Raw genomic sequence first — 20,164 nt, forward strand, 5'->3', positions numbered from 1 at the left:
TACTGTCTTGTTCATAACATAGAAAAGTTGCAACAAGCGATGCACTAAGAAGGGGGAAGCCCTTTTTACCTCGAAAAACGCTACAAACCGGCCTCAATACCCCCTAAAGCGCACTAAAAAACCAACAAAACTGCATGCTAAATAATAATCTAAGTACCACTAAATAATTGAATCAAAATATAAACTCAGATATTGTTTATTCATTAATCAAAATAAATTTAAAAACGAGTAATTCTACAGGCTCGTTATACGAGTCGAGTATGAGCAAGAATGAAATAAAGAAGAATATCGAAGGGTACGGGTGGCATTTTCTCTTTGTATTCGATCCAAACGGCGAGCATGAAGATTTCTCGTACTCAGTCGGTTTAGAAGAAACATTCGATCACCCAGAAATAGTTATCTTTGGGCTTAAAAAAGATTCGGCTCACGCGATAATCGCGGACATCCTCGAAGACATAAAGTCTGGCGTGAAAATGGAGCCTAATAAAAAACTTGGCAATATAATCGGCGGAGATTTTGAGGTGATGTTCAAGCCCATTATCAGTTCCGCTTACAAAGAATACCTAGGCACTGCCGTGGACTATTACGGAAAGGAATTTAGGGCGCTGGTAATGTTTTGGCCAGACAAGTCAAATCTCCTGCCAACTGAAAAAGGGTGCGAGGTAACTGTTCAAGATGAAGCGCTTGCAATCGTATAACAAGGCAATGAAAAATCGCCCACAAAAAACGTGGGCTGGACTCGCTAACGCTCGCCTTTTATTGCGGCGTTAGAGCACCAGTAATCAAGCATGGATGAACATATGAAGTTTGGTGAAATTTGGGACAAATTCGAATTATACATAATGTCACTTTGGTTTCTTTTTTTCTTAATCATTGTGATCACAGTAGATATTCCTATGTGTTTTGGAGAAAACTGCCAATTCATTGGGTTTTTGGACGTTATTAAAAAGAACATAGTTCCTGCTATTTCTTTGCTGTTGCTTTTATTTGGGGTTATTTTTTATTACCGCTTTGATTACAGGGTTTCAGGTAGTAAGAAATTACCTGTTGAAATTACAGATATTGAAGACCTAAATTACGAGCACCTTACATTTCTAACTACTTATATAATCCCCTTAATCTGCTTTAACCTGACAAGTACAAGATATTTGATAGCTTTAGCGTTTTTGTTAATTGTCATCGGTATTATTTATGTAAAAACAGATAAATTTTATGCCAACCCGACTCTTGCTGTTTTAGGATTTAGATTATACAAAGTAACGGTTAAGACAAGAACCGGTATAAAAGAAAATATTGTTGTAATAACAAAAGACAGGTTAAGTGAACTTGATCAATTAAAAACCTTAGATTTAGATAACAAAGTATATTTTGCGAGGAAAGTCGAATGACTATTGAAAACTTAAAGGAAGAAATTTCATCGGTTATAACAGCGAAAGGATGTTCTGCTGAATTTTTCTTTCTTTTAGATGGCGATGAAGGCATGTGTGTTAAATCTGTTGATATTAATGAAGCAGATCAGACAAAATTGGCAGAAATGTTTACGGAGTCATTGAGTCGTAATATTCTCCTTAATGATGATCTGTCACTTATTCCAATATCAAGTGCAGATGATCGGAAAAATGCTTTATACGAATATGATTTAGATGATATTCCAGATGAACTGTCGAACTTAAAAAAAATCATTGAAAGTGAAAAATTTGATCCTTTCTCATTTAGTGACGACTCATTAAAGCAACTTGAAGGTGTACTTATTCTAATTGGTAATCAAGACGTTCAACTTGCCATTTATAAGCACCACTACCCAATAACATTATTACAAAAAGATAGTGGCTTTAGCCTTACTAAAATGCGAGGCTCAAATAGGTTTCATAAACTAGATCAAGATATTCTTAAAATTGATCCCAAGTTTCAGTTTATCAAATCGAATGGTAAATATTATATCCTCGACATTAAAGCATTAGAGAGGTTTTTCGGTTTCCATGATGCCATTAAAAATATTGCTAAACAGGGTGTAGAGAATATTAAATCATCTGATTTAGTAATGGATTGTGGTGTATTTGACTCTCGTCTTGATGATATAACCTTTTCAAGAAAGTTGGTTAAATCGGCTAGTCAATCACCTGTTTTATCAGTAATACCTAATCGTGAAATATTATCTTTTACAAATACTCACCCTGCATTAAAAGGTAAGTTTAAATATAGTTCCGATGGCTCTCAATTCGATTTGAAAACTAAAAAATCTCAAAGCTTATTCCTTAAACTATTAAACGACGATTTCTTACAATCTGAATTAACTAAGAAATATTATGAGAGTGTAGCAAAGGATAATATTGAAGAAGAAGCTGCTGAAAATGTGGCGTAATGGTGCTCTAACAAGTTGCTTAAACGGACAAAAAACAGCTGGCTTTTGCTCGTTCCCCGCTAATTTTAGCCAGCTATTTTATTGCCGCTTAGCAAAGCGTTAGCTAGTTTACATATCAACTTATATCTCAAGGAATGTGAATATTGAGTACAAAGTTTAAACATGAAAAGTCAGTTGAAAATATATTCAAAGACAACTTTGAAGAAGCCGCTCGTGAAAAAGGTTATATATACACATCCGCCTCATTAGATGGGCAGGATAGATTGGTCGGAGCTGACTATCTATTCACGAATCATGCTTCATTTTCAATAGTAGAATTCAAGTACAGAGAGGGTGACTTACTGTCAGAAGTTAAGAAGGAAAAGAGGCTTCAACTATGCAAGGCACTGCACGAGAACACAAAAATACGTCCCTTGCATAATAAATGTCATTTTGCTGCATGGAGCGATAACAAAGAAGAAATAACGATTGAAGCTAATATTTACTACAACGAAGTGTGTAATAAGGAATTTTGGGGTGATAGCTTCAGTCATATTGAATCGCCAACTATAAATACTCGACAAAGTGAAAATGACTTCATAGACTCCTTCCTCGTAGGGAAAGAAGGAGCGAGCTTCAAGGTTTTTAATGAGTATATGCAATGGCTACTTAATTTAGGTGATGAAACTAATACCAACGGGTATCTAGAGCTGTTAGTTTCTAACCCGTTTAATCGAAGAGCCGCAGGAGTACCATTTACTAGCGTAGAAATGATGCAAAAGTGGGTTGCTGACAACGCGAAAAAATTAGCGCAAGCAAATACTCGCCGAAATGGAAGAAGCGGCCCAGGCGGTTCGGGTGGTCGATTTGGCTAACAAAGCCAGCCATAGGGACCCAAAACCGCCGCTTCGCTTTGGTTTTTCGGCCCCTGCTGGCAGCGTTAAGTGGCAAGTATGAAATCGAGAGAGGAGCTAGTCTTAGCACTTATTGAATTTCGGGGATCTACACCTGATCTGGTGAAAGAATTGAGATTCTATGGTTGGGACTCAGAAAATGAATTGGTTACATTAACACCACAGCATATTATAAATGTTCTAAATCAATACACATCCGGTGAAGTTTCTAATGCCGAGGTACAAGATTGGGCAAATGCTATTGAACAAAGAGATGATATTGGGCTGTTGGAAACCCATAAAGAAACACTGGATGAGATGGTGTTTTGGCTCGCTAATCCAGTTATTAATTATCCAATCACACTTGAATTAACAGAGCGTGTAATTGACAACCTACATACAAATGCTGTGCAGTAAGCACTTAACAAAGTTGTCATGTGCGACCTCCGTTCCGTTGGCCTTTTTGGTGGCGAATGCCACAAAAAAGGCCAACGGAACGGAGGCGCCATACAACGGCGTTACCCATAGAAAATTTAACCTGAAACTCATGAATTAGAATTAATGGTCTAACTCGAAAATGTCCATTTTCAAGTTAGCGTGGCCGTTATACAGAAAACAGCCAACTTAATATCGACAACAACCGTGTAGAGCGGGCTGTGAAACCGTTTGTGATAGGGCGCAAAAACTGGCTGTTTAACCACAACCACCGTGGCGCAGAGGCGAGTGCCATTTTGTACCGTATCATAGAAACGGCCAAAGCGAATAAACTCACCCCCGTTCGATTACATCGAACACTGCTTAGAGCAATTATCAAACCCTAATTGTGACCTCAACAGCCTCTTACCCTGGCAGGTCAAACTAGGCAAGGCGTAGTTTGCCGGACGCTTGAAGTGAAGGTTTTAAATCGTTAGATGAAGCGCGTAAATGGGTTAATGTATTTGTTTATTGGTACAACAACGAGCATCGCCATAGCAGGATTAAGTTTGTGACACCAAACCAGAGGCATGATGGTCTTGATGTTGGAATACTGGCGAAGCGAAAAGCGTTGTATCAGACAAAAAGAAATGAACATCCAGAGCGATGGTCAAAAGAAGAGCGAAACTGGCAGTCAATAGGCGCTGCGGCGTTAAATCCAGAGCAACATAAAGAAGCTGCCTAACAATTTAGGCGACAACTGTCTTGAAAAACGCCGTTAACCGCATAAGATAATGCTCTGCTAATTCTGGTCTAGAAAAATTCCAATCACTCATTGTTACCTCTAATTACACGCAATTATCTAACTCATGTATAATTATACGCAAGACAGGTAAATATGTGTAATTTGACTTACGGGTTTATTCCTATTCAATTCGAAGATTCCACGCCTGATTAACCGATCAAATAACCAATCTCGCTGCATTTTCTTTTAGCCATAGCTTGTATTCCATGTAGTCAGGCATTACTCGTTCGACTTCTCGCCAAAATAGGGGAGAGTGGTCAAGTTGTTTTAAATGGCTCAGCTCATGGATAACGACGTAATCAACAACACGGTTAGGAGCCATCATAATTACCCAGTTAAAGTCTAAATCTCCCTTTGGGTTACAACTTCCCCAGCGACTTTTGAAGGTTTTGATATTGACGGATTTAGGCGAAACGTTCATTACTTTTGCATATCGACGTACTTTTTCTTTTAGTTTGAGTAGTGCATGGCGTTTATACCACCCCACAAGCGCTTCTCTCACCAAATTAGGCCGTGCCGACCCCGTAGGGACGGTAACGACCAAACGTCCCTGTACAAGCTTAACAGGCTCGAAATTACCAGCATGAACTTTTAAGCGATAATGCCGGCCGAGGTAAGGCATAGCTTCACCCGATATAAACTCTTTATCACCAGACGTTGTTAGTTCGTCATGCAGGGCTATTTTATCCATAACCCATTGGTGTTTATCTTTTAAAATCTGTTCAATGCGTTCAGTGGCTAATAGCTTAGGCACAGTGACTGTAACCATGCCTTTTTCTACGGTAATTGATGCCGTTTTTGCTCTAGCCGTTCTGGATATTTGAGCTATAAAGCCATTGGCTTCAATCAGTTCTTGTTTTTTCATCGCCCTAATCATTACTTGTTAAACTTGTGCTGAGCTAATTCCATAAACCTATCTTGTAGATTGGTGATTAAGATTGGGTTGCTGAATGAGGCGTCAATCACCGCTCTCTTTATCTCTTTTTTTAGACGCTTAACTTCATCATCTTTATCAAAAAAATCGACTATCTGGGTCGCATCATCAAACATGGCCACAAGATTTTGTGTAATCGTTTTAATCTCTATTAGTTGATGTTCATCGATGATTTCTATGTCGCTAGTTTGCGTGACTTCAGCGGTTAAAATGTTATAAAAAGCATATTCAGTTTCAGATAACCCCGCATTTTTAGCTGCTTTTCTACGATCAATTTCAATCGTGTCTATCATCGACAACAACAGTTCTAATTGTTGATCCCACTGGCCAGCATTCTTTTCAATAATGTCCCTTAATCGCAGACTCAGAGACTTGTAATACTCTGGATCATCTTCCAGTTTTATGGTGATGTGATGCTTAATCGCACTCTCGATTTCAGATGCTTTAGACTCAGCTGATTTCTCTGGTCGAATACTCTCTTTAAAGTTAGCTGCTAACAGATCTACAGGCGGAATTTTAGGGTCTACGCCGGTACTTAAAATATGCTCGTCTACAAGCTTACGCACTTTTGCGCCTATGTCAGACATATCAAGACCTGTATCGCGGTACTGATTACGTGCCGCGTTATGTACTTTACCCAGTAACTTCATATCAGCTAAAAATGGCGCAGCAGCTACATCGGGTAAAATGATATTCATCTGTTTAGCAAATCGCTTAAAGGCCATATCAAACTGCGAACGGACTGCTTCTTCTTTCAACGCGAGTACGTAATGATCGACATCTTTAACTTTAATGTGTCTAAAAAAAGAAATCGCTAAGGTGTGAGTGGCTTTAAGTTTAGGTATCTCATCCTTTAGACTCTGGTAAGTTCCTTCAACATCATCACTACTAAACATCTCCATCGCATCGACTAAATGTTTTGATAACCCAAAATAATCGACCACATAACCGCAAGTTTTGCCTTTGTAAGTTCTGTTAACCCTCGCTATGGCTTGCATCAAGGTGTGGTCTTGCAGCTTACGATCTATATACATCACCTGAGCTATCGGCGCATCAAACCCTGTCAGTAACATGTCTTTCACGATCAAAAATGCGGTCGGATTTTCAGATAATGGTTTGGTGAAGTCTTGGATGATTTTCTTTTGTTTTACTTTGTCAGTATGTTCGGCAATGTATTGTTCATCGTTGTGATCACCAGAAATAATCACTTCAGCAGGTGGTGAACCTAATTCATCTAAGGTTTTTTTAAAGATAACAGCGGCATGACGACTGCCAACCACTATCATGGCTTTAAAGCCATCAGGCTGAATGTGTTGCCTGTAGTGAGACAGCAAATCAATACATACCCAGCGAATTCGGGCAGGGGCTTCACGAACAGCTCGTTCTATGCCGTATTTTTGTTTAATTTCACGCTGTTCTTCTTTGGTGTAATGACCAAAATAAGCTTCAAATAGTTTGTCTAATGATTCGCCTGCTACTTCAGTTTGTACCTGGCGACCTTCATATAAAATGCGCACAGTTGCACCATCATCAACTGCCTGGTTAATTTTATATTCATCAATGTAACCACCAAAAGCTTTGCCCATTTTCTGGGATTTCAGTAACGGTGTGCCAGTAAATCCAATTTTAGGTGCATTGGGTAGAGCAGCATTAATGGTCATGGCAAGACCACCAAACTGGGTTCTGTGGGCTTCATCGGCAAGCACAATGATTTTATCGGAGGGGTTTAGGTTACTAAAACCTTCAGCGTCATTATCGGTACTGAGCTCTTTTTCTAAATCTAAGAATTTTTGTACCATTGCAGTGACTAAATCAGAGCTGTCTTTTTTGAGTAAGGTTTTTAGTTCTGTAACAGAGCCAGCGTTATAAATGGTTTCGCCTTGCGCAGCACGGAAGGTGCTCGATAACTGTTCATCTAGCTGAGTACGGTCAGTAATAAACACCAGTTTGTATTGTTTAAGGATGGGGTCGCGGCGCATTTTAATGGCAAGCATGACCATGGTGAGTGATTTACCACTGCCTTGTGTATGCCACACTACACCAGATTTCTCTTTACGATCTTTGCCTGTTTTGAGGCGTTCAATCACTTTGTTAACAGCGCGATATTGCTGATAGCGCGCTACTTTCTTAATCAATTTGCCTTCAACAGGCTCAAACAGAATAAAGTTTTGCAAAAGGTCGAGAAAGTTTACTCGGTTAAACATCCCCGCAATCAGCCTTTGCTGCGCAGTAATCCCTGCTATTGATTCATATTGTGAGCTCGTTGCGCTGTAAAGGGCTGGGTTGTCGTGAATCTGTATATCTTCTTTTGCGCTAAATATAGCTGTATTACTGCCAGTTATTGCCAGACTTAAGTTTTGTGCCGAAAGTGCATCGTCGGTAAAAGGGTAAGCGTCTTTCCAATCTGCATAGTGGGATGAATTCGAGCTAATTGTGCCGACTTTTGCCCTATCGCGGCAGCTTGATACCATGAGTTGGTTGTACCAAAAAAGGCGTTGTGCGCCCTCATCATCGGCACTATTACGCAAATTAGCATAACGGCGTAGTTGATTAATGCCTTCGTTGATAGGGTCAGAAATATAGGGGGATTTGCATTCAATGACCGCCAGTGGCAAACCATTAATAAAGCATACAATATCAGGGATAATATTCTGGTTTACCCCTTCAATTTTAAATTGTGAAGTACAGATAAACTCATTGGTTTCAATATTATCAAAATCAATTAACTTAACGGTTTGGCCCTTACGGCCTTTACCTAGGTCTTGTTCAACAGAAAGGTAGTTTACTAACGTTTGATGGATAGCCTGATTGTATTCCATCAAGCCAACAAAATTAGGATGGGTTATCTCACGGCAAACCTTACGAAGGTTCTCATCATTGATCCAGGGATTGATGCGCTTTATGGCTGATTCAAGGCGACCAACTAACACAACATCACGAAGATAAGGCCGTTCGTTCTGCTCAGGCGTGAGCTTTGCACCAGCGATAAATTGCCAGCCTAGTAGTTGTAATTGACTGATAGCAGGCAATTCAACCTTGTTTAGTTCATCCTGATCCATAACGATTCCAATTCAAAAAGGTTTTACTTAGTACCTAGTTTCACCACAGGTATTCAATCTAAGGTGCTAGATAAATTGAATAAATAACTAATTACGTTGTCGGATCAATGACATAATCTCTTGTAGCTTAGACATTATATAATCGGCATACATCTGACGATTACTTTCCAATGATAGATAGGTGAGCTCATCAGAGTTTAAATTTTTAAAGTTGATTCTGGGTTCCACATAAAATGCGACAGGCATGTTGTCCCAAGCTTCAGCATTTGCAAGGCCTTCCACTGCCAGTCTGATACGCTTATATTCGTTCGAATTCTTACCATCGTCACAAAAAATACCGAAATAAATACGATGATCTTGCTCGATATAAATATACGAATTTTCATAATCTTCAAGTTTAGAACTAACCTCTAAATATTTAGAGTTTCGCCTATTATCAACATAATCTTTTACTAGCTGCCGGGGGGCCTCTTGTTCAGTAATAGAATCTTCAAATAAAGGACCAAATTCACGAGTGACTCCATCAGCTATTTTATGCCAAATATCCAATTGATAATCGACTAACACTTCATTATAGGCAGACATCAAGTCCGGTATTTGGGAGATGTTATCACCAGATTTTAAAAGGTTTTTGAGTTCTTCCATGTGTTCTTTATTCTCAAGTTTATCAGTTAAATTAGAAATGATGTCTAAATATTGGATAAGCGCTTCACGCAAAGACGCTTCTGTGGCCGACAATTCTATATAGCGTTCAATGAGCTCATAAATATCTTGTACATAGCTTGCATTAATCAGGTTGTTATCAATGAAGTCTTGAGTCAGATTGGCAGTGCTGTCATCACTCGCAGGGTAAGCGGTTAGTGTGAGGTAGATGATTGTTATATGGTTAAAACCCTCGCGTTTCATTGTTTCATAATAACGTGAGAGCTGTTCTTTCTGATCGCCCGCATAGATTTTGTTTTCAACAATAACCGCAGTGTCATTGTACCTAATGAGTATATCGATATTTTTATATTCAACATTGACCAGTGCCGTGGTTTCATTTGGAATAGCTAAGTTAAATTTATCTAGAAATAACCGCAGTAGTTTATCGCCATGATGATGGCCACCACTTGGGTTCAGTAAATCCGCAAGAAAACGAGAATGAAGCCTGACCTCATCAGATTCAGACCTAAGCACCCTAAATAAATTGTATTGAGGTTTTTTAAAGTACTTCTGCTCCAATAGCGTCACGTAACTAAAAAACTGTTCGTTTATCATGCACATTCATCCGTGTAATTTGTATCAGTGGCTCATGTCCTATTATTTTTATCCTACATCTGCCTCAATTAATTTGCAGCTATTAACAACCAATATTCGTAAAAGATTTCAAATAATTGCAATTTGGACAGTTTCCCCCCCATCCAAGCAATAAAAGACTCGGATATTATTCTTGGCGTTGGCAGAGGCTTCTACCAACATAACCTAATCTTGGAGATACAAAAATGAGTAATAACAAAACACCAATGACACCAAAAGCGGCCGCTCGTATTCAAAGTACAACGGCAAAGCAAAACGGTGGCACAGTCGCTAAAGGTAGCTTTGCTGCTAAGGCAACAAGTGCAGCAGCAAAGAATTCAGTTAGCGGCAAACAGGGAGGTCAGTAACCATGTCTAAACATGACGATGATAATCGTTCACAGCAACTCAACCCTGAGCACGATGCCTATTGGGAAAGTCGTGGCGAAGACGGACGCCCTGATGATTGGCAAGAGCAGCTAGACGATTAGGTTTTATGTGTAAATAAAGCGCACATGCAACATCATGTTGTTTGTGCGTTTTTATTAATATAAACCTGCTTAAAATGTTCAAAATACTTAGGGTAGCACTCTAATACTTCAGCAATAATCACAAGGGATCTTTGATCATTTGTCTCTTTAAATAACCTTTCGACTAAGGTATCGATAGCGTTAGCTATACGTAAATAGATTAACGTCGACTCAATTTCGTAATCCCCTAAGTCATTTACAAAATGAGTAATAAACTGTCGTAGCTTCTTATCTGAAGGCATACTTTTACGATTACGCCAATCTCTAATCTGCCCATACTGCTTGTCGTTTAAAGTATCTTCTCTGTTACCAGACTCTTCAATATCAATGTAAGAAGCTAATGCTCGCCAACCAGAATTGAGGCCATGGCGTTTTAATGTATTTCTTAATTCCATTAACATAGCACCAAAGCAAGTGCAGTCTTCATCAGATACTGCGTAAGTATTGATGACCGAAGAAAATACACCGTCATTAGACTCTATTTCAATCTCCGACATTTGCCTCGAGGCATAAAGTAAAAGACCGACCTCGTAACTCGCAATTGCAGATAAATAAAAATCAAATATTAGGTGATATTGTGCTTTCTTTACTGCTATAGCATTGGCTTCAACGCTAAATATGGGGTCATTAATGTTGTGAAAGAAATGGGATAAACACGCTAGTTGCTCTGCTGGCACCATACTGTGCCTTGTCCATGTATCAAGTTGAGCTTGCCAAATCGCATTGGTATCAGTCTTGTCTAATTTTTTATTCTCAATTTGATGATTGAGTGTCTTTAGCATTTGATAGTCAGCTTCGGCTCTGACATCAATAAAATCGAATAAAGTAATAAACTCACTATCATAAGGTGAAAGCTTTAAACCATGGGATGATGATTTCCACATCCCTGCATTTGAGCCGACACGCATTGCTCGATACGTTTTTAACATTAACGGAATATCAATTAATTGTTTAAATGGAATGGGTAACTTATTCATCCAACCAGCTAACTTACTCATCGTAGGTTTTGCTACGCCATTGTTTGTCATTTCTGCCCGAGAGCTTCTTCCTACATTTAATGGTATTCCGTGATGATCTTCGGCAAAGGGGATCATTTTTATAATGTTAGCGGGAAGACCGAGCAACTCAGCAACATCTGATGGGGACGGTAAAAAAGTACTCTTATAGCTTGGTGATGCTATTACATACTTGCCTTGTTTATTAGGCTTCATTTTGCACCGTCTTGCTGAGTTCAGCTTCAATGCAGCGCAAATAATAGCTAGAGTATTGAGCGAGTACCTTTCGACATACAACATCAAAATCGTCATCAGAAAAAGCTTTATCTTTGTGTTGTGCTTTTAACTGAGTCAACAGCTTATCTAGTCCAAGCGATATACGAGCATAAGAACAAATCATCACTAAAAAATCTAATTCTTCAGTACCTACTAAATTAACAAAAAAACTCTGAAGCTTGGCATTCGATATAGCGCCGTCACCGTTTCGCCATTTCTTTAAACGTGCATATTGTTTCTCTTCAAGCGAATATCCAGAAGCAGCGTTTTCATCTTCATCAATTTCAATATACCGAGCGAGTTGTCGCCAACTTACCTTGCCCAACTTAATGGTATAAGCACGTTTCAATTCATGTAAAAAGCCATCAAAACAATTTTTAACTTTGCCATTGGCATAAAAAAGCAAACCACGCGTTAAAACACCATTCGGCTTGGTTAATTCACTTTTGTCAGCATGCATTGTTAGCATACAACCCACTTCATAGTGCGCAATCGCTTCTAAATAAAAATCTAACTGTAAAGACACCATGTACTTTGCTACTTCAAGGATCTGCTGTTTATCTTTAAGCTTGCTTGTAGCATTCTCAATAAGCAACGCAGTGAATTTGAGCCAAACAGTATTATCAAGATTAGAATGGGTTAGCCAAAGAGTGTCTTGTAACGACAGCCGGCAAGCTAAGTTTTCGTTATCAAACTCTTTGCTCAATAGTGTTTTATTTACTTGCTGTTGCATAACAATGTCGTCTTCGCAGCGCGCCATTAAAAACCGAAGAAGCGGCTTAAATTGCGTCATGCTTTCGCCACGGCTAGCTTCACAAAGGTCTTCAGAGTGATTGATTACTGAATACCAAGCATTTGCGTTAGAGTTAACTTGAAAGGCCTCAGACATTGTGCTTTCTGAAATAACAGATTCTGCACTAAATGTTTGATCAAGCACTTTACTTAGCCATGCTATAAACTTTTTTGAAGAAGGAAATCCCACACCTGTCGATGTGAGTTTATGCCGGCTGCTTCGCTTTATATCCAGAGGTAACGCATAAATGTCTTCAGATGCTGCAATACCTGTGAGTAAAGGGTTACTCACACCAAGCATTTTCATTGTGGTATTGATGGTAGGTAAAAATAAGTTATTTTCAAACCCTGAACCAAGCACGAAAGGCTTCCCAACTTGAGATTCAGTTTTAGCTTGTTCAAATGATGCATTTAACAATGCAGAAAACGATTTTTGCAGCGAAGCATCCTTGCTCATGATTATCCTTTTGTTTAATTAGTGTCTGGCCAGTTCAGTTATATGGTGCTGCTGAAAAGCTGATTTGGGTTGAGTACACTATTTAGTTGGCCGTGCAGTGGGTCAAGTTCATCAAGGAGTTCAACATTGTTCAAGGCGTTATCTCCTATATGGGAGATTAACTTGAACGTTGGCTTGTGGCTCATCAGCTTGCCTCCATATTAACGCGAACTTTACCCGTAAGAAGATCTTGCATCAGTGCTTTTTTAGTGTTTTGTTGTGCTAACAATTTTCTTTCTTTAAGTGTGATACTCATATCAAGTGATGTTATAACGCTAGAAATCTTATTTTGCTCTTCTAAAGGTGGTTTCAATACAGGAAGGGTTGCAAGTATTGAAGTATTTAGATTTAGCATTGTTTGACCAACGGAGTTATTAATCAACCATTCAACAACATATTCTAAAGTTAAATATGCAGCAAAAAAACTCGAACTCATCGAATCATTAAGCCTAGCCTTCAGACAGCCAGTACCACATATCGAACCTTCATTAACATCCTCAACCAAAGCAAAACGGCCAATATCCCCCCTCCGACTAAATAGGATGTCACCAGATAACACTTTATGTTTGCTTAAAGTCGCCGCTTTTTCCGCTGTAATCTGTGCTATGCCTTTGCAACTTACTCTATTTGACTTCATATTTTTGGGCATAACTACAGGTACGCCATTTTCAACGTATTCGTGTGCATGTAACTGGCTACCAAATGGTCCAGTCTGTAAACCTTTGGCTATTACGACATCACGTAATGTAACAACCGCCCAGCTCTTCGGGATTCTGCCGACGGGTGAGTCTTTGAACTCGGTGTGGGGGATGTAACTTTCTCTACAAGCAGTGCTATTGTTAAGAGCCGCACCGGCTGAGGCTTGCTTGGTGCCAACACCATCCGTTAGCAGCTCTTGCATCATGGCGGTTTTGAGATCTTTAAGCTTATCGATTTGCGCCTGTGTCTTTTCAATCACCTCATCCACTGACGTCAAAATCGCAGCAATCTTTTGCTGTTCTGGAAGTGGGGGGAATGGAACTTTTAAGGATACCATATCCCTTTGAAATATATGAGGCACAGAGCTTCCTGATACCTTTTCTTTCACTAACGTTTGAAAACTATCACCTTGTAAATAGTAATAAATGAATTTAGAAAAGAAATAATCATTAGGACGAACCAACATCATTGTACCGTTAATTGTTGCCGGGCCGGGCATATTTTCTATGAAGCCTAGCCGCCCAATTGTTCCGTCTTTAGATATCACAACATCCATTTCTTGAAGCTGAATCTCTGGAGACTCATCATATCGATACTCTGAAATATGGTCACAATTACCCCAGTCAACCGATAATCCTTTGATATGTGTTCCAGCAATCAAATATGGACCTTTTTCAGTATATTCAGAACTGCTCAGCCCTCTCCAGCCTATTCTCGCTTTAATATAAGCATATTCCCCAAGTATCACTTCAGCCCAACGGCTAGGATAAAAATCACTCATAACCCAGCTCCTTCAGGTACCCTTGCATCACTTGCTCCGCGTTCGCTACTTCCGCATCAAGCTTATGCAGTGATACTTGGTACTTGTCCCACCAGCGCTCTAGTTGTCCGACTAATACAAGAACCGTCGCAGCCGCACTATTATCCTGCTCAAGGCTGCTTTCTACATTTTTCTCAACACTCTTTTCTACAAGCGGGCGGATCTGTTCTTTGGTTTCGATTTCGGCTTTAAATTCGTAATAGCCATCATTAGCTTTATCGAACACAGCCGAGACATCGAAGCCTTTTAGAATTTCTTGTTGAATGTATTCATCTTCCACTTCACGTACTGGAATGCCGCCATGCAAAATTGCACGCACATCGAATATTTCAGCCGGTGGTGAAGTGTCGGCATAACGGCGAATGTTAAGGTTGTAATCGTTATCGGCTATGTCGCTTAAATCAACCACTTTTGAGTAGCGTGAATGTGCGGTGTAGTTATCGAATGTTTCGACGATTTTGGCAATATCTTGTGGGCGCAGACTGTTTTGGTTTTTGCCTTCTTGGTACTCAAGCTCGGCATTAATAAACAATACTTTACCTTGGCGTTCGGTTGGCTTTTGTTTATTGATGATAAGTAAGCTGGCAGGAATACCTGTACCGTAAAATAAGCCGGATGGTAGGCCGATAACCGCTTCGAGCAAGTCATCTTCTAATATGCCTTTACGTATTTCTTTCTCGCTTGAACCACGAAACAGCACGCCATGGGGCATCACTACGCCTACCATGCCATCGCTATTGGTGCTGGCTATCATGTGCTGCACAAAAGCGAGATCGCCGGAGTCTTTTGGCGGTGTTCCATAAGGGAAACGGCCAAAAGCATCTTTTTCGCAGTCTTCTTTACCCCATTTAGATAAAGAGAACGGCGGGTTAGCAATGACTCGATCGAACGTCATTAGGCTGCCATCATGGGTGTGCTTAGGTTCGCGCAAGGTATCGCCTTTGCGGATATCGGCACTTTGCACCCCATGCAGAAACATGTTCATTTTACAGATAGCCCAGGTATTGAGGTTCATCTCCTGGCCGTATAACGATAGGTTTGCCGCATTTTCACCATGGCTAGCAAGGTGATTACGCATTTGGATCAGCATACCGCCAGAGCCAGCAGTTGGATCGTAAATCCGCATACCTGCATGGGGCTTTAATAGCGCCACCAATAATTGCACCACTTCGCTTGGGGTATAAAACTCACCGCCTTTTTTACCCGCGCTGTCGGCAAACATCTTGATAAGATATTCATAAGCGGTGCCAAGTAAGTCAGGACGTTCAAAGTCGCAGTTACGCAGACGGTATTTGCTGAAATGGCTAAGTAAGTCGCGCAATTTACTGTCGGACAGTTTGTTTTTAATGTTGAAGTCGATAGTGACTAACACACCCTCCAGGCTTTTATTGTGTTCTTCAATCGCTTCTGTGGCCGAGTTGAGCTTAGAGCCAATGTCATGCTTTAAATCTTTAAGGTTATTCCAGCGGGCAATATCAGGAATATAGAAGGTACTGTCGTATTCATCATGGTCTTCAGCATAAGCCTCAGCTTCTGCCTGGGTTTTACCTTTGGCAAGGTAGTATGCCACCACGCTTTCGCGGGCTTCGTCGAATGAGTCTGACAAACGTTTAAGAAACATCATGCCGAAGATATAGTCTTTGAATTCTGACGCATCCATGTTGCCACGAAGAATGTCAGCCGTTTCCCACAGGAAGGACTCTAATTGCTGGAGTGTGATTTGATTAGTCACTTTGCTTCTCTTATTAATTCAGTTAGCACAGGGGTTTAGCTTGGAGAGAATAGCACTGCGCCTTGGTAAAAGAAGTGTACTGATAAGCGGCGGGGGGCACAAGATTATAGAGACACTTAACGAATCGATAAGAACCTTACTTAACCGTGAGCTGTTACTCATTGTTAATAAAACTGCCTCACCCTAGATTAAGTTGTTCTGAAGAGGCTTGAATTGATGGCGTTGTACATCTGACTTGGTATGAAACTAGAGGATATGGATAAGTATTTATATCTTGGGATGTTGTTTGTAGTCACAATAGTTAACAACGTTTGCATTATCAGTTATGTTACACTTATCTTGCGCAACACTATGTGCTGTTTTTTTATTTGCGCGTAATTATTTTGTGACATTATATGGTGTAATTTTTGTCTTTTATGACATCATATGGTGTAATTTGTGGTTTTTTCGGTCACTAAAGATTACTGTGTTTTTAATATGGTTTTTCATAGTAATATGTAGGTGCATAAAGCTATTGAGCCGGTTTATGCAAGAATGCGAATGTGATTACTTTTATGACAGCTTATGCAGTAATCAACATTAGTCGTGTTTCTTAATGCCAATAATAAATAACATAAGGCGAAAGATAATTAACATGCATTATATTAGATTACGCTCTTACTCCAATTTTAGTGGGCGGTTAGCCTTCATTGGGGTGCTATTTTTCACCCTATTTTCTACTGCTGCCTCTGCGGCACAATCGGTAATGATCACAGTCACTAAGGGCTTTGGTTTAAGTCTATATGCTTCTGATTTAGGTGATATTAAACAATTAACTGTCGGCGATGAAGGTACTCTTTTTGTCGGTTCGCAAAAAAGTGGCACCGTGTATGCACTAGTTGATAGTGACCAAAATGGCCAAGTGGATAAACGTTATTTGATTGCCAGAGGTTTGGACTATCCGGAAGCATTAGCCTTTCATGATGGTGCGCTTTATGTCACAGAAGACGATCGCATTATTCGCTTTGAAGAAATTGAATCTCGTTTGCGCCGTCCGAGCCGTGCGCGTGAAGTGTATGCGAATTTGCCAAGCTTAGATAAAAAGTATTCTCGCTCAATGCATTTTGGACCCGATGGACGTTTATATATATCCATTGGTTCGCCATGCAATGTGTGTGAAGCCGCTTCACCCTTTGGCAGTATTTTGGCGATTAATGTCGATACCGGAGCCAGTGAACAAATTGCTTCTGGTCTTCGCAGTGTTATTGGTTTTGATTGGTCACCCGATACCAACAAATTATGGTTTGCCGATTTAGGTCGAGATTGGATGGGTGATAATCTTCCTGCTGATGAGATAAACCGTTTAGACGTTAAAGGCAGCCATTTTGGTTTTCCTTATTTACATGGCTCAGATGTAGTTGAACCCGCCTATGACAAGCCGGAAAATTTAAATATCACCTTGCCAGTATTTGAATTACCCGCTCACGTAGCGGCAACCGGATTAAGTTTTTACCGCGGCAAGCAATTCCCTCCGCGCTATCGTAATCAGCTGTTTGTTGCTGAAAATGGTTCGTGGAATCGGTCAAGTAAAGTCGGTTATCAAATTGTGATGCTTGATATTACAGATGGCAAAGTCAGTAAACGTGAAACCGTGGTGAGTTTTTTGGATGGAGAATTTCCGGTGGCACGTCCATTTGATGTAATTAATGCGCCCGATGGTGCCATGTACATTTCAGATGATCTAAAAGGTAATATTTACCGCTTGTTTTATAACGCACCCGAACAATCACAGGAAATGAAATAATGAGTGATGCGATTGAATTAAGCCTTGATGGTGTAGAGCAGATGCCGCTGAGGCGCTTTACTGAAGGGGCTTATTTAAATTATTCCATGTACGTGATTATGGATCGCGCCTTGCCGCATATTGGTGATGGTCTCAAGCCTGTACAGCGTCGTATTATTTATGCGATGAGCGAATTAGGATTATCAGCGCAATCTAAACACAAAAAATCAGCCCGTACTGTGGGTGACGTTTTAGGTAAGTATCATCCCCATGGTGATAGTGCGTGTTACGAAGCAATGGTGTTAATGGCTCAGCCATTTTCGTATCGATATCCATTGGTTGATGGTCAAGGTAACTGGGGTGCGCCAGATGACCCTAAGTCATTTGCTGCAATGCGTTATACCGAAGCCAGATTATCAAAGTTTTCTGAAGTATTATTGTCGGAGTTAGGTCAAGGTACTGTCGAATGGGGGGCTAACTTTGATGGCACCATGAAAGAGCCATTAACCTTACCAGCTCGATTACCGCATATATTATTAAATGGTATTACCGGTATTGCTGTGGGCATGGCAACCGATATTCCGCCGCACAACGTGCGCGAATTAGTCGCAGCTTGTATTGAGCTTATCGATAACCCTAAAACCGAATTAGCACGGTTAATGGAGTTAGTCCCTGGTCCTGATTATCCAACCGAAGCTGAAATTATCACTCCTAGAGCGGATATTGAGCGGATTTATGACACGGGCCGTGGTTCAATTAGAGCGCGTGCGGTTTACAGTGAAGAGCAGGGCGAGATTGTCATTACTTCATTGCCGCATCAAGCCAGTAGTGGCAAGATTTTAGAACAAATCGCTAATCAAATGCAGGCGAAAAAGTTGCCTATGGTGTCTGATTTGCGTGATGAGTCTGATCATGAAAACCCAGTGCGATTAATTATTGTACCGCGTTCAAATCGTGTCGACTGCGATCAGTTAATGACCCATTTATTTGCGACTACGGATCTGGAGAAAAGCTTCCGAGTTAACTTAAATGTGTTGGGGCTCGATGGCCGTCCTAAAGTGAAAGGGTTAAAAACGCTGTTAACGGAATGGTTAGAGTTCCGTATTACCACAGTTACCCGCCGCTTACAGTATCGTCTCGATAAAGTATTAGCGCGCTTGCACATTTTAGAAGCGTTAATGATTGCGTTTTTAAACATTGACGAAGTGATCGAGATTATTCGTTTTAACGATGAACCTAAAGCTGAGCTGATGTCTCGCTTTAGCTTGTCAGATAAACAAGCCGAATCAATTTTAGAATTAAAGTTACGCCATTTAGCCAAGCTTGAAGAATTTAAAATCACTGCAGAGCAAAACGAACTGGCAGCAGAACGCGATAAGTTAGAGTTATTGCTAAGCTCAGATCGTCGTTTAAAAACCTTAGTGAAAAAAGAGTTAGTTCAAGATGGTGAGACTTATGGTGACAATCGTCGTTCACCAATTATTGAGCGTATTGATGCCAAAGCACTAACTGAACAGGAGTTAACCCCAACAGAGTCGGTGACCGTTGTCTTGTCTGATAAAGGCTGGGTACGTTGTGCTAAAGGCCATGACGTCGATGTAGAAGGTTTATCGTATAAGTCTGGCGACAGTTACCTGTGTAGTGTGATGGGTAAGAGTAATCAAGCGGCGGTATTTATTGATTCTACCGGTCGCGCATTTGCTACCGACAGTCATACGTTGCCGTCAGCCCGTAGCCAAGGAGAACCGATTACGACGCGCTTTAATATGGCACCGAGTGCGACAATGCGGCATGTATTGATGGGCGAGGATGAACAATTTTTCTTATTAGCAAGTGATGCCGGTTACGGCTTTATTTGCGCCTATCCAGATTTAGTCAGTCGTAATAAGGCCGGTAAGGCACTGCTAAGCCTGCCATCAAATGCGTGCGTTATGCAGCCAAAGTTAATTAATAAATCTGGCGATCAATCTTTGTTAGCGATTACCTCTGAAGGTCGGATGCTGATGTTTAGCTTGGATGCTTTACCGCAGTTATCAAAAGGTAAAGGCAATAAAATTATTGGTATTCCTAGCGATCGTGCTAAAAATCGCGAAGAGTTACTCTTGCATCTTGATGTAGTACCACATGATAAGGCTGTGACCTTATGGGCTGGTAAGCGCAAGCTAACCTTGAAGCCAAGTGATTTAGAGCATTATCGTGGTGAGCGTGGCCGTCGCGGGGCTAAATTACCACGAGGATTACAGCGCGTAGACAGTGTTGAAGTCGAGATGGGACCGCTTGACGAGAGTGCTCAAGACGATAATCTGGGCATATAAGCTTAATCGGGGATGAAAGCATTA

15 protein-coding genes and 2 pseudogenes are annotated in these 20,164 nt (G+C 40.4%); 10 read left to right on the forward strand and 7 right to left on the reverse strand.

What is annotated here, in order from left to right; all coding sequences use genetic code 11:
- Positions 1 to 260 precede the first annotated feature (260 nt).
- The 7 genes and pseudogenes from ACED29_RS07030 to ACED29_RS07060 all read left to right on the forward strand — a co-directional run.
- Entirely contained in the window at positions 261 to 698 is a 438-nt protein-coding gene (locus tag ACED29_RS07030; RefSeq protein ID WP_371697351.1) for a DUF4262 domain-containing protein, read from the forward strand.
- A gap of 102 nt (positions 699 to 800) precedes the next feature.
- Positions 801 to 1,388: an anti-phage protein KwaA gene (kwaA, locus tag ACED29_RS07035; RefSeq protein WP_371697352.1), complete on the forward strand. Its 588-nt coding sequence runs from the start codon at positions 801 to 803 to the stop codon at positions 1,386 to 1,388.
- Entirely contained in the window at positions 1,385 to 2,362 is a 978-nt protein-coding gene (gene kwaB, locus ACED29_RS07040; RefSeq protein ID WP_371697353.1) for an anti-phage protein KwaB, read from the forward strand. Before kwaA ends, kwaB begins: the two co-directional genes overlap by 4 nt.
- Positions 2,363 to 2,505: 143 nt before the next feature.
- Entirely contained in the window at positions 2,506 to 3,216 is a 711-nt protein-coding gene (locus ACED29_RS07045; protein ID WP_371697354.1) for a hypothetical protein, read from the forward strand.
- 78 nt (positions 3,217 to 3,294) lie between these two features.
- Positions 3,295 to 3,651 carry a hypothetical protein gene (locus tag ACED29_RS07050; RefSeq protein ID WP_371697355.1) on the forward strand — a complete coding sequence of 119 codons (357 nt, stop codon included), beginning with the start codon at positions 3,295 to 3,297 and terminating at the stop codon, positions 3,649 to 3,651.
- Between the two features lie 185 nt (positions 3,652 to 3,836).
- Positions 3,837 to 4,107, forward strand: a pseudogene (locus ACED29_RS07055) (transposase); the annotation flags it as partial.
- 16 nt (positions 4,108 to 4,123) lie between these two features.
- Positions 4,124 to 4,393 (forward strand): annotated as a pseudogene (locus ACED29_RS07060) (IS3 family transposase); the annotation flags it as partial.
- Positions 4,394 to 4,610: 217 nt separating this feature from the next.
- On the opposite strand, the gene ACED29_RS07065 reads toward ACED29_RS07060, so the two are convergent.
- From ACED29_RS07065 to ACED29_RS07075, 3 genes are all read right to left on the reverse strand, one after another.
- Positions 4,611 to 5,318: a M48 family metallopeptidase gene (locus ACED29_RS07065; protein ID WP_371697356.1), complete on the reverse strand. Its 708-nt coding sequence runs from the start codon at positions 5,316 to 5,318 to the stop codon at positions 4,611 to 4,613.
- A gap of 11 nt (positions 5,319 to 5,329) precedes the next feature.
- On the reverse strand, positions 5,330 to 8,446 hold the full coding sequence (locus ACED29_RS07070; RefSeq protein ID WP_371697357.1) for a type I restriction endonuclease subunit R: 3,117 nt from the start codon (positions 8,444 to 8,446) through the stop codon (positions 5,330 to 5,332).
- Between the two features lie 87 nt (positions 8,447 to 8,533).
- Entirely contained in the window at positions 8,534 to 9,706 is a 1,173-nt protein-coding gene (locus tag ACED29_RS07075) for a PD-(D/E)XK nuclease family protein (RefSeq protein ID WP_371697358.1), read from the reverse strand.
- Between the two features lie 224 nt (positions 9,707 to 9,930).
- Between ACED29_RS07075 and ACED29_RS07080 the strand changes: the two genes are divergently transcribed.
- Positions 9,931 to 10,092: a hypothetical protein gene (locus ACED29_RS07080; protein WP_371697359.1), complete on the forward strand. Its 162-nt coding sequence runs from the start codon at positions 9,931 to 9,933 to the stop codon at positions 10,090 to 10,092.
- A 154-nt stretch (positions 10,093 to 10,246) separates the two neighbouring features.
- Here the strand turns inward: ACED29_RS07080 and ACED29_RS07085 are convergent, their stop codons facing one another.
- The 4 genes from ACED29_RS07085 to ACED29_RS07100 all read right to left on the reverse strand — a co-directional run bounded on the left by ACED29_RS07085 (position 10,247) and on the right by ACED29_RS07100 (position 16,063).
- On the reverse strand, positions 10,247 to 11,464 hold the full coding sequence (locus ACED29_RS07085; RefSeq protein ID WP_371697360.1) for a hypothetical protein: 1,218 nt from the start codon (positions 11,462 to 11,464) through the stop codon (positions 10,247 to 10,249).
- Positions 11,454 to 12,773, reverse strand: a complete 1,320-nt coding sequence (locus ACED29_RS07090) for a hypothetical protein (RefSeq protein WP_371697361.1) — start codon at positions 12,771 to 12,773, stop codon at positions 11,454 to 11,456. The genes ACED29_RS07085 and ACED29_RS07090 overlap by 11 nt, the downstream gene beginning before the upstream one ends.
- A gap of 184 nt (positions 12,774 to 12,957) precedes the next feature.
- Positions 12,958 to 14,292 (reverse strand): restriction endonuclease subunit S, encoded by a 1,335-nt coding sequence (locus tag ACED29_RS07095; RefSeq protein ID WP_371697362.1) that lies wholly within the window; start codon positions 14,290 to 14,292, stop codon positions 12,958 to 12,960.
- The gene (locus ACED29_RS07100) at positions 14,285 to 16,063 is read right to left on the reverse strand and encodes a type I restriction-modification system subunit M (protein ID WP_371697363.1); all 1,779 of its coding nucleotides are present in this window, start codon (positions 16,061 to 16,063) and stop codon (positions 14,285 to 14,287) included. Before ACED29_RS07100 ends, ACED29_RS07095 begins: the two co-directional genes overlap by 8 nt.
- A gap of 745 nt (positions 16,064 to 16,808) precedes the next feature.
- Here ACED29_RS07100 and ACED29_RS07105 point away from each other — a divergent pair.
- Positions 16,809 to 17,846: a sorbosone dehydrogenase family protein gene (locus ACED29_RS07105; RefSeq protein WP_235781984.1), complete on the forward strand. Its 1,038-nt coding sequence runs from the start codon at positions 16,809 to 16,811 to the stop codon at positions 17,844 to 17,846.
- Positions 17,846 to 20,140 (forward strand): DNA topoisomerase IV subunit A, encoded by a 2,295-nt coding sequence (gene parC / locus ACED29_RS07110; RefSeq protein WP_124018298.1) that lies wholly within the window; start codon positions 17,846 to 17,848, stop codon positions 20,138 to 20,140. Before ACED29_RS07105 ends, parC begins: the two co-directional genes overlap by 1 nt.
- The last annotated feature ends 24 nt before the right edge of the window (positions 20,141 to 20,164 follow it).

It is taken from the genome of Shewanella sp. 5S214 (assembly GCF_041439795.1).
Classification (GTDB): Bacteria; Pseudomonadota; Gammaproteobacteria; order Enterobacterales; family Shewanellaceae; genus Shewanella; species Shewanella vesiculosa.

What these genes read in the sequence shown, in the direction of transcription:
- ACED29_RS07030 (WP_371697351.1), top strand. Translation starts at nt 261, where the DNA reads ATGAGCAAGAATGAAATAAAGAAGAATATCGAAGGGTACGGGTGGCAT.
- ACED29_RS07050 (WP_371697355.1), top strand. Translation starts at nt 3,295, where the DNA reads ATGAAATCGAGAGAGGAGCTAGTCTTAGCACTTATTGAATTTCGGGGA.
- ACED29_RS07105 (WP_235781984.1), top strand. Translation starts at nt 16,809, where the DNA reads ATGATCACAGTCACTAAGGGCTTTGGTTTAAGTCTATATGCTTCTGAT.
- kwaB (WP_371697353.1), top strand. Translation starts at nt 1,385, where the DNA reads ATGACTATTGAAAACTTAAAGGAAGAAATTTCATCGGTTATAACAGCG.
- parC (WP_124018298.1), top strand. Translation starts at nt 17,846, where the DNA reads ATGAGTGATGCGATTGAATTAAGCCTTGATGGTGTAGAGCAGATGCCG.
- ACED29_RS07075 (WP_371697358.1), bottom strand. Translation starts at nt 9,706, where the DNA reads ATGATAAACGAACAGTTTTTTAGTTACGTGACGCTATTGGAGCAGAAG.
- ACED29_RS07080 (WP_371697359.1), top strand. Translation starts at nt 9,931, where the DNA reads ATGAGTAATAACAAAACACCAATGACACCAAAAGCGGCCGCTCGTATT.
- ACED29_RS07070 (WP_371697357.1), bottom strand. Translation starts at nt 8,446, where the DNA reads ATGGATCAGGATGAACTAAACAAGGTTGAATTGCCTGCTATCAGTCAA.
- ACED29_RS07065 (WP_371697356.1), bottom strand. Translation starts at nt 5,318, where the DNA reads ATGAAAAAACAAGAACTGATTGAAGCCAATGGCTTTATAGCTCAAATA.
- kwaA (WP_371697352.1), top strand. Translation starts at nt 801, where the DNA reads ATGAAGTTTGGTGAAATTTGGGACAAATTCGAATTATACATAATGTCA.
- ACED29_RS07090 (WP_371697361.1), bottom strand. Translation starts at nt 12,773, where the DNA reads ATGAGCAAGGATGCTTCGCTGCAAAAATCGTTTTCTGCATTGTTAAAT.
- ACED29_RS07085 (WP_371697360.1), bottom strand. Translation starts at nt 11,464, where the DNA reads ATGAAGCCTAATAAACAAGGCAAGTATGTAATAGCATCACCAAGCTAT.
- ACED29_RS07095 (WP_371697362.1), bottom strand. Translation starts at nt 14,292, where the DNA reads ATGAGTGATTTTTATCCTAGCCGTTGGGCTGAAGTGATACTTGGGGAA.